Below are 12,311 nucleotides of genomic sequence, written 5' to 3'. Positions count from 1 at the left end.
CTGCCTCAAGATCCGCTCCGGACGGACTTCTACAAGCACACCATCTGAAAAGGCAAGCTGCGAGCGGCTCTACAGGCAGGCAGACTGATTGACCTTAATCGGCCGGCCCAAGCCCTGCGATGCTAGACTCCACGCCTTCCGAAAAATCCGATTTCACACCATGAAGCGTTCCCGTACCAGCCGCCGCAGCGGCACTCCCCGCGACACTGACGATCTTTTGTGGCTGGCCAATGGCCTGGCTGCATCGGGTAGCCGTGCCGAGGACACGTTCTGGGAGCAGCGTCTGAATGCGGCGGTCGATGAGTTACTCCAATCGGACAGCGAAGAGCTGCTGAGCAGCACCCTCGATCAGCTCAATGAGACGCAACAGCCGGCCTACGACGTGCTCGCCGACGCCATCGAAACTCGTTCCGAACAACACACCGGCAAACGCGGTGAAATCCTGCTGATTGCCGCGCCCATCCTGGCTTGGTCGCGCTTCACGATTCCGGCCACCAAACTTCCGCCCAGTCTGATCGCCGACCTGCGCGTCCATCTGCAGGCGCATATCCTGGCCAAAGATGTGAAGCTGGGCATTGCCAACATGCTCTTCAGCCCGGATCAATTGCCGCAGGGCTACTGCGACACCGCGCACTTTGCCGAGCAAATGACCGACGCCACGCTGAATGAAGGCGTGCTGCTCTTTGATCCAGCCAACTTGCCCGAGACCTCACGTTTTCTGTCCGATCTGCGTTATGTGCTGGCCGCTGTTCACGTCCAGCCGGGTGCACCGATTTTCCGCTGGCAGGAAGAAGGCGGCAGCCGCGAACAGGCGGCCGAGCAATGGCAAAAGCAAGGTGGCGCCTGCCTGGCCCCGCTGCTGGCCGGTTGTGCGATGGAAACCGTACTGCCGGACGCCTATTTTTCAGCCTGTCGCGCAGCTGATCGCGCCTCACGGGCTTATTCGATCCGCGCCTCCGTGGCTTTTTTGAGCACCACGCTGGAAGTCGAGCCTGCAGAACTGCGCGCTATCGTCGCGCCCTTCTACGAGAATGAAATCGAGGAGTTCCGGATCGGCTTTACCACGCTCAAGAGCAATGCGGTGGTGCATGGACTGGTGTGGCCGCTGCTCGGGCCGGAAGACGATGCCGCAGATGTGCCCGCGCAGATCGACACCGCGCTGAAAGAAAACGGCATTACCCGCATCGAGCACATCGACAACCGTTTTCAGCTTGAATACTGCGACGATTGCGGCGCGCCGATGTACCCGTCGCCAGAAGGCGAAGTCGTGCACGCCGAGTTGCCCGAAGACAAGGCCGAGCAAGTCCCCAAGCACCTGCATTAAGCCCCCGAGAACAAGCAAAAAGCCCGTCGAGACGGGCTTTTTGCTTGTTTGTGCAGCTGATATTCAGCGCAAGGATTCGACCAGATTACGGCCATTCACGCGCACCGTCGCCGTCAAAACTCCCGCATCGTCAGCGCTCTGCGGGTCAATGGCGAGACTGCCGCTTTCCAGCGCCTTCTGCAGGCGCTGCTTGGCCATATCGCTATTGCCGGCCCCCTCCAGGCCCGCAACGCGATACTTGCGGCCCTGGAAAAAAAAGACCTCTCCATCCACGGCATAGGCGCGATCCGGCGCACTACGCACCTTCACTTCCGGCGTTTTATCATCAGAAGCCGTCTTGTTCAAAGCGTTACTTTGAATCGGGCTGTTCAGCACGGGATCAGCCGGCGCAGCCTTGCATAGACGGCGTGTCTTGCCGCCTTTGAGCTTGAGTACCCGACATTGCGAAGCCCCGGATCTGACTGCTGCCTTCTTGCTGGTCGAAGTTTTTTTTGCCTGCGTCGTACGCACAGCTTTTTTTGCCTGCGTCGTGCGCACCACTTTTTTCTGGGGCGTAGCCGCTTGCGCAGGCGCGGACACCAGTACGGCACAGCCCAGCATCAGGGCACACAAACTATGCATCAAATTCTTCATCAGCAATTCGTCTCGTTCAGCCATTACAGAAGTGTTCCATTTTCGCACTGTTCAGCCCGACACGCGCACGCAAATGCGTGCGCTATCGTGCCGGCAATGCGAAAATCACCTTCTTCAGAAAGCAGCAGAAACTTAAAATGATCAAGGTATTCGGCATCAAACAGTGCAGCACCATGCAAAAAGCATTTGCCTGGCTGGAGGCGCAGCCCCTCGCCTACGAGTTTCATGATTATAAAAAACTCGGAATCGACGCCGAGACACTCGCCCTCTGGTGCTCCGAACTGGGCTGGCAAGCTCTGGTCAATACGCGCGGCACCACTTGGCGCAAGCTTGACGAAGCAGATCGCACCGACCTCGACCAGGCCAAAGCCATCCGCCTGATGATCGCCAACCCGAGCCTGATCAAACGCCCGCTGGTCCTCGGCGGCAAGGAAGCCTTGCTCGGCTTCGATGCCGCACGCTACGCACAAATTCTGGGAGGCCAATGATGCACAATACCGTGACGCGTTTTCTGCTTGAAAACCTCGATATCCGTGGCGCCATCGTCCAGCTCGACAGCGTCTGGCAAGCTATCAGTGCTCGCCGCAAAGATCCGGCAACCGTCACAGCGGTGCTGGGCGAAATGTGCGCAGTTTCTGCGATCATCGGAGCCAATCTGAAACAAGCCGCCCGCCTGACCTTTCAACTTACCGGGCAAGGACCAGTTTCATTGCTGGTGATTGACTGCTCGGAGAGCCTTAATCTGCGCGGCTATGCACGGCACACCCTTGAAGAAGCAAGCACAGCGCCCCTCTCCAGCCTGTTCGCCGACGGGCAAATGCTCATGTCGCTGGAAATGCCCGAAGCCCGTCAGCCCTACCAGAGCCACGTGCCGGTCGAAGGTGAGTCCATCGCCGAGATTTTCCAGCACTATCTATCGCAATCCGAACAACAGCCCGCCAGCCTCTTCCTCGCTGCAAATGGCGAACACGCCGTCGGCCTGTTTCTGCAGAAACTACCCGGTGCCGATCTCAAGGACGCGGACGGCTGGAACCGCGCTGCGCATCTGGCCTCCACCATCAAGCGCGAAGAACTCTTCGAGCTGGACGCATTTGAAGTGCTTGACCGCCTGTTTGGCGAAGAAACGGTGCGGGTGTATGAGCCGCGAATCGTGAGTCATGACTTCCCGCCCGATCGCGACAAAATCGCCACCATGCTGCGCGGGCTGGGCTCTGCAGAAATCGAGCACATCCTTGCCGAACACGGCGAAGTGCTGATCAACGATGAACTGTCAAACCACGAATACCACTTCAGCGTGGAAGAGGCACGAGCCCTGTTCGGGCCGGAGGGGCCGACGGTGCATTGAGGCACTGGCGGGGAGGCTGGCCCCGCGACCTATTTGATCTCGCGAAGCTCCACCGGCGTGTCGTCGTGATCACCGTGCGGATGATGCTCCCAGGCTTTGACATAGACCTGATTGGACTGCTTGATCAGCCTTTGTGGCGAGGACGCATTGCGGGTCTGGGTGTCTTCGCAGAAATGTGCGAATGCGCGACGAAGGCGCGCGCCCCAAGTTTGATCGAGCACGAAGCCTTGCTCGGCCAGATAGGCCTCCAGTTCGCGCAGCGTGTGGTGTGACAACTCGTAGCGCACACTCAGCGTATCCGGATGGCGGCCAAGCTCGGCTTTCAGATAGGCGATCTGTTGCAAGGCCAGCAGGGCCCGCTCAGTCTGGCCAGCGGGCTCAGAAGCAAAACTCATGATGTGATGGCAGTGCGCCTCATCCAGCACGTTGTCGTGCTGGTGTTTGCGGCCGGCCAGTTTGTAAGCTGTTTCACGACGCATCATGTGGCCTCCTGAGTAATGGCGCACCGCGCTCGACAGAGCGGTACGCCTTTGCTGTGTTCTAGATCACGGCTCCGAAGCGCCCGCACCTGGCGCACTCTGATCGACAACTTTACGCACGGCAACCGGCAAACCTTTGAGCAGATTGATTGCCTGTTCGTATTGCAGATCGCCTTTGCCAGCAAGCTCGAAACGCGGCATCTCATTGCCGTCATCATCCACCTGACGCGCCTTGATGGCCTTCGGCGCAGCCACCGGAGCCGATGCTGCTGGCGCAGACTGTTCATTCGGATTAGACAAATGGCGAGTCAGATCGGCTTCGCGCATGAAGGGCTCGGAAGAACCGTTCGCGGTTTCATCCACCACATAATCCGGATCGATGCCTTTTGCCTGGATCGAGCGCCCATTCGGCGTGAAATACTTGGCCACCGTGATCTTCACGCCGGACTTGCCGGGCACGATCGGAATGATTGATTGCACAGAGCCCTTGCCGAAGCTGCGAATCCCGAGAAGCTTGGCGCGCTTGTAATCCTGCAATGCGCCCGCAACAATTTCCGAAGCCGAGGCCGAGCCGCCATTCAGAATCACCACCATCGGGATCGATTTGAAATTCTTTGGCAGCGACTTGAGTTGATCACCGGCATCGCGTGAATAGTCATCCGGAATTGCCAGATATTTGCGCTTGGCGTCCGGCGTGCGGCCTTCGGAATACACCACCAGACTCTTTTGCGGCAGGAAAGCCGCCGAAACGCCCACGGCGGCATCAATCAAGCCGCCCGGATTGTTGCGCAGATCCAGCACCAGGCCTTTGAGCGGAGACTCCTTGTTGAGTTGCTCAAGGTGACGGGCCAGATCAGCGGTGGTCTGCTCCTGGAACTGGGTAATCCGCACATACCCCAAGCCCGGCTCGATCATCTTGGATTTCACACTGCGCACCTTGATGATTTCGCGCACCAGCTTGACCACGACAGGCCGGCTCTCTCCCTTGCGGAAGATATTCAGTACGACGGAAGTCTTGGGGGCGCCGCGCATCAGCTTGACTGCCTCGGAGATAGTCAGGCCTTTGACCGAGGTTTCATCAATCTTGAAGATCAAATCGCCAGATTTAACCCCCGCGCGGAAAGCGGGCGTGTCTTCAATCGGGCTGACAACCTTGACCAAGCCGTCTTCCATGCTGACTTCTATCCCCAGGCCGCCAAACTCGCCCTTGATCGAAACCTGCAGATCCTTGTAGGCATCTTCATCAAGATAGGTGGAGTGCGGATCCAGACCGGCAACCATGCCGGTGATCGCGTCATTGATGAGCTTCTTGTCTTCAACCGGTTCAACGTAAAACTGCTTGACCGCATTGAACACGTCGGCAAGGTTGCGCACCTCTTCAACCGGCAATTGCCCAGTGGTGACGCTATCTTTGTTGGCATTTGCCGCGTAATGCAGACTGACCAGAATGCCCAGACACACGCCACTCAGTACCAGCCCAACCTGCTTCAGTCTGCTCATTACTTCTCCAGAGATTCCACTATTTAGCGGCAACCCAGCGCACAGGATCCTGCGGCTGACCGCGATATCGTATTTCGAAGTATAAACCTGATTCTTCCTGCCCACCGCTGACGCCTACGCTGGCGATCACCTCAGTGGCCTTAACATTGTCACCCGGATTTTTGAAGATGGCTTCGTTGTTGCCATAGACCGTCATGTAACCATCGCCATGATCGATGATGACGAGATTACCAAAGCCACGCAGCCAGTCTGAAAACACCACCTTGCCGCCCGCAACCGCACGCACTTCCGCACCATTGCTGGCACGAATGAAAACTCCACGCCAGTTTGTCACGCCCTCAGCCCTTTGGGCGCCAAAGCGTCCGGTAATTTCGCCTTTCACCGGCCAGCGCAGCCGACCTTTACGTTCGCCGAACGCGGCTTCGCCCGTATCAGCAACGGCGACGCTATCGGTCTTGCCCGTCACCGACTCTGGCTTGCTACTCGAAGCCGAGGCTGGGGCCAGAGGTACTACCGGCTTGGCGGGCCTCACAGCCTGGTTGCGGGTGATCCGCTCCAGGCCCTTGATGAGTTTTTCCATGCGCGCTTCGTCGCGCTGCAGATTGGCCATCTGCTTGCGCTGACTGCGCAACTGACTGGAAATCTGGCTGAGCACTTCGCGCTGTTTCTTTCGCTCGATCAGCAGTCCGGCCTGTTCGCCACGACGCTGTTTTTCCAGCAGAGCCAACTCGGCATGCCGGGCCTCAGCGGCCACCAGAACATCCTGCAAGGCCCGCATTGCTACACGCGCCTGCTCAATCGCCACCATGCGCTGGCGCGCAATCTGTTCGAGGTAATAAGCGTCGCGCGAGAGCTGATTCGGATTATCGCCACTCAGAAAGCGTCGCGTACCGGCTTGCCCGCCTTCTACATAGGTGCGAAAAACCGCATCGCCCAGTTGTTTGCGTGCCACCGCGATTTCATTCTCGAGCGCCAAGCGCTGCTCAGTGAGGCGTTCGACCTCAGCCTCTGCGGCATCACGCAGGCGGGCAATTTCACGCAAACGGCGCTGCGCCGCAGAGATGCTTTTGTCCGACGCTGCCAGCTCATCTGCGGCTTCGCCGTGATTTTCTTCGCTGCGGGCAATTTCATCCTGCACGCTGCGGATCTGTTCACGCAGCGCTGACAAATCACTGCGTTTGCCATCGGCCGGCGCGGCGAACGCCCCAGCCGACAGCAGGCAGGCTCCTGCAAAAAACAACGCAAGAACCGCCTTATGCACTATCAAGCCTTGGCCTTGCCTTGATTAGCCGCGGCATTCATGGCAAGAGCATGGGTTTCGCTGACACCCTGCTCGGTCAGATCTACATCTGTCACGCAGACAAAGCGGTTTTCGCACTTCCTGGTGGATTCACCGTGACGCATGAATACGATCCTGTACATGACGCAAACCTATAGAAGGAAGGAGAAACGGGTTCAAAAGGATTGCTGCAGCCGACGCAAGCGCGTGTCACGGCAAAAGTGTTATTGTATCGGATCAGTCGGGCTGCTCGTGCCCTCGCAGCTGCCTTTCGGCGGCCTTTTTGATCCGGTTCATATCCTGAACCGATTTGTTGAAGCGAAACCATGGAATTTGTTACACAGAACATTTTTTTGATTGTCATCGCCGCAGTCAGTGGCTTTGCCTTGTTTCTCCCGGTACTGCGCGATGCGCGCGCCAATTCGATCACACCGGGCCAGGCCGTTATGCTCATCAATCGCCAGCATGCAGTGATTGTTGACGTGCGTGACACCGAAGAACTGGCATCCGGCCATATCGTGAATTCGCAGAACATCCCGCTTGCCAGTCTGGCTGAGCGTGCCGCGGAGCTGGGCAAGAACAAAACCCGTCCGGTCATTCTGGTCTGTGCCAGCGGCGCACGCTCCGGCAAGGGCGTCGAAATCCTGCGCAAAGCCGGTTTCGAACAAGTATTCAACCTTGATGGCGGCATCAAGGGCTGGAAAGATGCCGGTCAATCCTTGGTGATTGGCAAAAAGGCATGAGCATCAAGATATTGATGTACGCCACGGCCGTATGCCCTTACTGCGTTCGCGCCGAAGCTTTGCTGCGCCGCAAAGGGGTCACCGAGATCGAAAAGATCCGCATCGATCTTGATCCGGCTCAGCGCGACCACATGATGGCCATCACCGGTTTGCGCACCGTTCCCCAGATTTTCATCGGCGGCACCCACGTGGGCGGCTGCGACGATCTCTACGCGCTGGATCACGCAGGCAAGCTTGACACCCTGCTGGCCGGCAGCTGAAGTTTTCTTTCAATCCTCAACTGGATCAACACCAAATGGAACAAAACGAACAACCCGTCTTCAAGATCGAAAAACTCTACGTCAAGGATCTGTCGCTGGAAGTGCCGAATGCACCCGCCATCTTCCTTGACCCGGCCTCACCTGCCGTCAACGTAGAACTCGCCACGCAAGCCACCGCGATCGGCGAAGGCTTCTTTGAAGTCACGATCACTGTCACCGTCACCGCCAAGCTGGCCGAAGGCGACAAGGTCGTGTTCCTGGTTGAGGCTGCACAGAGCGGCATCTTCCAGATCCGCAACATCCCGGCGGAAGAGCTGGAGCCGATCCTGATGATCGGCTGTGCCAACATCCTCTTCCCGTATGCGCGCGAAACCGTTTCCGACGCGATCACCCGCGCCGGCTTCCAGCCCGTGCTGCTGGCTCCGGTGAATTTCGAAGGCATGTACGAGGCGCGTCAGCAAGAACTGGCGGCTCAAACACCGAGCATCGAAGTTCCCATCCAGTAATCCCATAGGCCGGAAAGCGATGATCCGTCTGACACCTCTGCGTGCTTTCCTGCTGGCCGCGCTCCTTGCCCCCGGGCTTGCGAGCGCGCTTGATTACAAGTCGCTGGCCGACAATGCCATCGCCTACGACGCCTGCTCCACCAAGGCCCAGCCGCAGTTCATCCTGCTCAAGGGCACGCCGGTCGAAGTGATCGTCGCTGTCGATAAATGGGTCAAGGTGCGTGAGCAATCCGGCAGCATGGGCTGCGTAGAGCGCAGCTCACTCAGCGATACCCGTCAGGTTATCGTCAAGCTGCCAGTGGCCGAAGTGCGGCAACGCGCCGAAGATGCTGCACCGCTGGTCTTTTCCGCCGACAAGGACGTTGTCCTTGAAGTGCTCGAAAAGCCCGCTGGCGCCTGGATCAAGGTCAAACACCGGGACGGCCAGAGCGGCTACGTTCCGATCAAATCCGTCTGGGGAATCTGATGTCCCGTATTGCCGTACTCGGCGCAGGTGCCTGGGGCACCGCGCTGGCGAATTCCTATTCTTCCAGCGGCCACGCCGTCACGCTATGGAGCATCGAGGCCGATCACATCGCCGAGATGAATGCCGAGCGACAGAATCGCCGCTACCTGCCCGATATCGATCTGCACGCACAGCTCGCCATCACGGGCGACTTCGCCCAGGCCTGTGGCAACGCGGATCTGGCCCTGATCGCCACCCCGGTTTCCGGCCTGCGCCCGACCCTCAAGCGCATTGCTGCCGAATATCCGGCGCTGCCTGTGCTGTGGGTTTGCAAGGGTTTCGAAGCCGGCACGGGCAAACTACCGCATGAAGTCGCTGCCGAATTCCTCGCTCCCGGCGTCGGTCGTGGTGCGCTGACCGGCCCGAGCTTTGCCCAGGAAGTCGCCGTCGGCCTGCCCTGCGCGATTACCCTGGCCTCGCCAGATCTGGCCTTCGCCCGTTACTGGGTGTCCCAGCTGATTCACCCACGTCTGCGCCTGTATGCCAACGACGATATCGTCGGCGCCGAAATCGGCGCGGCGGTGAAAAACGTTCTGGCGATTGCAGCTGGCATTTCCGATGGCCTCGGCTTCGGCCTGAACGCCCGCGCCGCCCTGATTACGCGCGGCCTGGCGGAAATCGCCCGCCTCAGCGAAGCCCTTGGCGGGCGCCGTGACACCCTGATGGGCCTGGCCGGCATGGGCGATCTGATCCTGACCTGCACCGGCGATCTGTCACGCAACCGCCGCGTCGGCCTGTCGCTGGCCGAAGGTCGCAGCCTAGCTGAAATCCTCACCGAACTCGGCCACGTCGCCGAAGGCGTACTGACCACCGAAACCGTGGTGCAACGCGCCGCCCAGCTCGGCGTCGAAATGCCCATCACCGAAGCCGTGCAGGAAGTGCTGTGCGGCCGCCTCAAACCGCGTGATGCGGTCGAGCAACTAATGACGCGCGAGACCCGGCTGGAGAACTAATTCCAATTCCAGATAGAAACGATACATTGTTGACTTCGCCTTGCCGTGCCACAGCACTGTCTGCGGCTCGTCTTCGCGTCTCGTCTCTACCTGGAAATGGAATACGCCCGAAGCGGCTCTCCAGCCATGCAAGCTGGAGAGCCAATACAGGAGCGGCTCTTCAAGCACGCACCACAAAACAACCAAGACCCCGCGTTTTTACTCAGCCCTCAGTCCTCAGCACTCAGTCCTGATTAACAAGCTAAACTCCCGACTCCCAAAAATTCCCACTCCTTTCCGGACTCTGCACTATGGCCCAGTACGTCATGTCGATGCTGCGCGTGAACAAGGTTGTTCCGCCCAAGCGTCAGATCATCAAAGACATCTCCCTCTCCTTCTTTCCCGGCGCCAAGATCGGCCTGCTCGGCCTCAACGGCTCGGGCAAATCCACCGTGCTGCGCATCATGGCCGGCGAAGACAAGGAGTATGACGGAGAGGTGCAATGGCAGCCAAACATGAGCATCGGCTACCTGCCGCAGGAGCCGCAGCTCGACCCGAACAAGACCGTGCGCGAAGAAGTCGAATCCGCGCTGGGTGAAGTCATGCAAGCCAAGCAGAAGCTCGAAGAAGTGTATGCCGCCTACGCCGAGCCTGATGCCGACTTCGACCAGCTCGCCGAACTGCAAGCCAAGTACGAGAACATCATTTCCACCAGCGGTGCGGACGTGGAAACCCAGCTCGAAATCGCCGCCGACGCGCTGCGCATTCCGCCCTGGGATGCCAAGATCGGGCCGCTGTCTGGCGGTGAAAAGCGCCGCGTGGCGCTGTGCAAACTGCTGCTCTCCAAGCCCGACATGCTCCTGCTCGACGAGCCGACCAACCACCTCGACGCCGAATCCGTCGAATGGCTGGAACAGTTCCTCGTGCGCTTCCCCGGCACCGTGGTGGCCGTCACCCACGATCGCTACTTCCTCGACAACGCCGCCGAATGGATTCTCGAACTCGACCGCGGCGAAGGCATCCCGTGGAAGGGCAACTACTCCAGCTGGCTGGAACAAAAAGGTGCTCGTCTGGCGCAGGAATCCAAGCAGGAAGACGCGCACCGCAAGGCCATGAAGGAAGAGCTGGAATGGGTGCGCCAGGGCGCCAAGGCTCGCCAGTCCAAGAGCAAGGCTCGTCTGGCCCGCTACGAGGAAATGAGCGCGGTCGAATACCAGAAGCGCAACGAAACCCACGAAATTTTCATTCCGCCGGGCGAGCGTCTCGGCAACCAGGTCATCGACTTCAATGGCGTCTCCAAGGCCTTCGGGGATCGCCTGTTGATCGACAACCTCTCATTCCAGATCCCGCCCGGCGCCATCGTCGGCGTAATCGGCCCGAACGGTGCCGGTAAATCGACCCTGTTCCGCATGATTCAGGGCCTGGAAAAAGCCGATTCCGGCGAGATCATCATCGGCTCCACCGTCAAAATCGCCGCCGTGAATCAGACCCGCGAAGGCCTGGACGACAGCAAGACCGTGTTCGAAGCGATTGCAGACGGCGCCGACGTGCTGACCGTCGGCAAGTTTGAAATGCCCAGCCGCGCGTACATCGGCCGCTTCAATTTCAAAGGCGGAGATCAGGCCAAGGTCGTTGGCAAGCTCTCTGGTGGCGAGCGCGGTCGTCTGCATCTGGCCAAGACTCTGGTCGAAGGCGGCAACGTGCTGCTGCTAGATGAGCCCTCAAACGATCTGGACGTCGAAACCCTGCGCGCACTGGAAGACGCCCTGCTGGAATTCTCCGGCTGCGCGATGGTCACCTCCCACGACCGCTGGTTCCTCGACCGCATCGCCACCCACATCCTGGCGTGCGAAGGCGAATCGCAATGGACCTTCTTCGCCGGTAACTACACCGAGTACGAAGAAGACAAAAAGAAGCGTCTGGGCGAAGAAGGCGCCAAGCCCAAGCGCATCCGCTACAAGCCAATCTCGCGCTGATTCGTTTGCGCGTTACGGACAGCAAAAAGCCCGCCGAACTGGCGGGCTTTTTCATGAGTCGTTTCATAAGCCCGACAGACCAGACAAGGCCCAGCATCTGACCCATCGACTTCGAACCCCGAAAACCCCCTTAAACCTGCATGTTCATGATGTCCTGTTAATCACAAAACAATATTAAAACACTGATCTATATAAAAGAATGTCAGAGCAACAAAACAATATACACACAGAAATACACACAAAAAAGTCTCTAACAAACACCCTTTGTCATTCGAAAAGCTGGCTGCACCAAATCACTCTAGCCCCCATACAGTCAAGTTTAGCTACCCCATGCCGTTGCCCATGACTGAACCACTCAAAAAAGGACTTGCGCATGTTCGATATATCACAGTCTCCACGCTGGGGACTACTTCCCCTGCACGAAGCAGCGCGCGTACCCGGCTTACGCCTTTCCGGAGATCGCACTCTTAGTCCTACAAGAACTAGCGGCCGAGACAATGGCCCCGCTTCCAATGATTGGAAGTTCCATTCTCGCGTCCATGGCGCTTGCTGTACAAGCACAGTACAGAGTAAGGCGACGGGAAGGTCTAGAGTCACCTTGTTCGCTAGCGCTCGTCTCAATCTGCGCGTCAGGCGAACGAAAAACGACCGTGGACAGAAAAACCACGAAGGCATTTCATGAATTTCAGTCAGATCAACTTCAGGAGTATAAAAAACAACGCACGGAATATAGTGCTGCAAAACTGATCTGGGAACTGGGCAATGGACGAGTTTGGCAAGGCACAGACAGGGGATAAGCGTTTGACCAAGCGTCTGGTCAAGTTGGCAG

Annotated in this window: 15 protein-coding genes and 1 pseudogene; 11 read left to right on the top strand and 5 right to left on the bottom strand. The window is 58.4% G+C overall.

The window, feature by feature from the left end; translation table 11 throughout:
• Positions 1 to 160: 160 nt before the first annotated feature.
• Positions 161 to 1,324 carry a DUF2863 family protein gene (locus tag ABXR19_RS06030; RefSeq protein ID WP_354600201.1) on the top strand — a complete coding sequence of 388 codons (1,164 nt, stop codon included), beginning with the start codon at positions 161 to 163 and terminating at the stop codon, positions 1,322 to 1,324.
• Between the two features lie 63 nt (positions 1,325 to 1,387).
• On the opposite strand, the gene ABXR19_RS06025 is transcribed toward ABXR19_RS06030, so the two are convergent.
• Entirely contained in the window at positions 1,388 to 1,981 is a 594-nt protein-coding gene (locus ABXR19_RS06025) for a hypothetical protein (protein WP_354600200.1), read from the bottom strand.
• 113 nt (positions 1,982 to 2,094) lie between these two features.
• Between ABXR19_RS06025 and ABXR19_RS06020 the strand changes: the two genes are divergently transcribed.
• Positions 2,095 to 2,445, top strand: a complete 351-nt coding sequence (locus tag ABXR19_RS06020) for an ArsC family reductase (protein ID WP_354600199.1) — start codon at positions 2,095 to 2,097, stop codon at positions 2,443 to 2,445.
• The gene (gene hslO, locus ABXR19_RS06015) at positions 2,445 to 3,302 is read left to right on the top strand and encodes an Hsp33 family molecular chaperone HslO (protein ID WP_354600368.1); all 858 of its coding nucleotides are present in this window, start codon (positions 2,445 to 2,447) and stop codon (positions 3,300 to 3,302) included. The genes ABXR19_RS06020 and hslO overlap by 1 nt, the downstream gene beginning before the upstream one ends.
• A 29-nt stretch (positions 3,303 to 3,331) precedes the next feature.
• On the opposite strand, the gene ABXR19_RS06010 is transcribed toward hslO, so the two are convergent.
• From ABXR19_RS06010 to ABXR19_RS05995, 4 genes are all read right to left on the bottom strand, one after another.
• The gene (locus ABXR19_RS06010) at positions 3,332 to 3,784 is read right to left on the bottom strand and encodes a hypothetical protein (RefSeq protein WP_354600198.1); all 453 of its coding nucleotides are present in this window, start codon (positions 3,782 to 3,784) and stop codon (positions 3,332 to 3,334) included.
• Positions 3,785 to 3,847: 63 nt separating this feature from the next.
• Entirely contained in the window at positions 3,848 to 5,281 is a 1,434-nt protein-coding gene (locus tag ABXR19_RS06005) for a S41 family peptidase (protein ID WP_354600197.1), read from the bottom strand.
• Between the two features lie 19 nt (positions 5,282 to 5,300).
• Entirely contained in the window at positions 5,301 to 6,542 is a 1,242-nt protein-coding gene (locus ABXR19_RS06000) for a murein hydrolase activator EnvC family protein (protein WP_354600196.1), read from the bottom strand.
• A 2-nt stretch (positions 6,543 to 6,544) separates the two neighbouring features.
• Positions 6,545 to 6,703: a histidine phosphatase family protein gene (locus ABXR19_RS05995; RefSeq protein WP_354600195.1), complete on the bottom strand. Its 159-nt coding sequence runs from the start codon at positions 6,701 to 6,703 to the stop codon at positions 6,545 to 6,547.
• A 183-nt stretch (positions 6,704 to 6,886) separates the two neighbouring features.
• On the opposite strand from ABXR19_RS05995, the gene ABXR19_RS05990 reads away from it, so the two are divergent.
• The 8 genes and pseudogenes from ABXR19_RS05990 to ABXR19_RS05955 all read left to right on the top strand — a co-directional run.
• Complete coding sequence (locus tag ABXR19_RS05990) at positions 6,887 to 7,303, top strand: rhodanese-like domain-containing protein (protein ID WP_354600194.1); 417 nt, start codon at positions 6,887 to 6,889, stop codon at positions 7,301 to 7,303.
• Entirely contained in the window at positions 7,300 to 7,563 is a 264-nt protein-coding gene (gene grxC / locus ABXR19_RS05985) for a glutaredoxin 3 (RefSeq protein ID WP_354600193.1), read from the top strand. Before ABXR19_RS05990 ends, grxC begins: the two co-directional genes overlap by 4 nt.
• 35 nt (positions 7,564 to 7,598) lie before the next feature.
• Positions 7,599 to 8,069: a protein-export chaperone SecB gene (gene secB / locus ABXR19_RS05980; protein ID WP_354600192.1), complete on the top strand. Its 471-nt coding sequence runs from the start codon at positions 7,599 to 7,601 to the stop codon at positions 8,067 to 8,069.
• Positions 8,070 to 8,088: 19 nt separating this feature from the next.
• A complete protein-coding gene (locus ABXR19_RS05975; protein WP_354600191.1) occupies positions 8,089 to 8,535 on the top strand; it encodes an SH3 domain-containing protein in 447 nt (148 codons plus the stop codon).
• Positions 8,535 to 9,527, top strand: coding sequence for an NAD(P)H-dependent glycerol-3-phosphate dehydrogenase (locus ABXR19_RS05970; RefSeq protein ID WP_354600190.1), 993 nt, complete (start codon positions 8,535 to 8,537; stop codon positions 9,525 to 9,527). The genes ABXR19_RS05975 and ABXR19_RS05970 overlap by 1 nt, the downstream gene beginning before the upstream one ends.
• A gap of 290 nt (positions 9,528 to 9,817) precedes the next feature.
• Positions 9,818 to 11,482, top strand: coding sequence for an energy-dependent translational throttle protein EttA (gene ettA / locus ABXR19_RS05965; protein ID WP_354600189.1), 1,665 nt, complete (start codon positions 9,818 to 9,820; stop codon positions 11,480 to 11,482).
• Positions 11,483 to 11,979: 497 nt separating this feature from the next.
• Positions 11,980 to 12,225, top strand: a pseudogene (locus ABXR19_RS05960) (DUF3987 domain-containing protein); the annotation flags it as partial.
• Between the two features lie 19 nt (positions 12,226 to 12,244).
• A partial coding sequence (locus ABXR19_RS05955) for a transposase DNA-binding-containing protein (RefSeq protein WP_354600367.1) occupies positions 12,245 to 12,311 on the top strand: 67 nt, incomplete at its 3' end.

This window comes from Uliginosibacterium flavum, assembly GCF_040566545.1.
In the GTDB taxonomy this organism is placed as follows: Bacteria; Pseudomonadota; Gammaproteobacteria; order Burkholderiales; family Rhodocyclaceae; genus Uliginosibacterium; species Uliginosibacterium flavum.
The sequence above is the reverse complement of the archived record's forward strand: the minus strand, read 5'-3'. Positions and strand labels throughout refer to the sequence as shown.

What these genes read in the sequence shown, in the direction of transcription:
- ABXR19_RS06030 (WP_354600201.1), top strand. Translation starts at nt 161, where the DNA reads ATGAAGCGTTCCCGTACCAGCCGCCGCAGCGGCACTCCCCGCGACACT.
- ABXR19_RS06025 (WP_354600200.1), bottom strand. Translation starts at nt 1,981, where the DNA reads ATGGCTGAACGAGACGAATTGCTGATGAAGAATTTGATGCATAGTTTG.
- ABXR19_RS06020 (WP_354600199.1), top strand. Translation starts at nt 2,095, where the DNA reads ATGATCAAGGTATTCGGCATCAAACAGTGCAGCACCATGCAAAAAGCA.
- hslO (WP_354600368.1), top strand. Translation starts at nt 2,445, where the DNA reads ATGCACAATACCGTGACGCGTTTTCTGCTTGAAAACCTCGATATCCGT.
- ABXR19_RS06010 (WP_354600198.1), bottom strand. Translation starts at nt 3,784, where the DNA reads ATGATGCGTCGTGAAACAGCTTACAAACTGGCCGGCCGCAAACACCAG.
- ABXR19_RS06005 (WP_354600197.1), bottom strand. Translation starts at nt 5,281, where the DNA reads ATGAGCAGACTGAAGCAGGTTGGGCTGGTACTGAGTGGCGTGTGTCTG.
- ABXR19_RS05995 (WP_354600195.1), bottom strand. Translation starts at nt 6,703, where the DNA reads ATGTACAGGATCGTATTCATGCGTCACGGTGAATCCACCAGGAAGTGC.
- ABXR19_RS05990 (WP_354600194.1), top strand. Translation starts at nt 6,887, where the DNA reads ATGGAATTTGTTACACAGAACATTTTTTTGATTGTCATCGCCGCAGTC.
- grxC (WP_354600193.1), top strand. Translation starts at nt 7,300, where the DNA reads ATGAGCATCAAGATATTGATGTACGCCACGGCCGTATGCCCTTACTGC.
- secB (WP_354600192.1), top strand. Translation starts at nt 7,599, where the DNA reads ATGGAACAAAACGAACAACCCGTCTTCAAGATCGAAAAACTCTACGTC.
- ABXR19_RS05975 (WP_354600191.1), top strand. Translation starts at nt 8,089, where the DNA reads ATGATCCGTCTGACACCTCTGCGTGCTTTCCTGCTGGCCGCGCTCCTT.
- ABXR19_RS05970 (WP_354600190.1), top strand. Translation starts at nt 8,535, where the DNA reads ATGTCCCGTATTGCCGTACTCGGCGCAGGTGCCTGGGGCACCGCGCTG.
- ettA (WP_354600189.1), top strand. Translation starts at nt 9,818, where the DNA reads ATGGCCCAGTACGTCATGTCGATGCTGCGCGTGAACAAGGTTGTTCCG.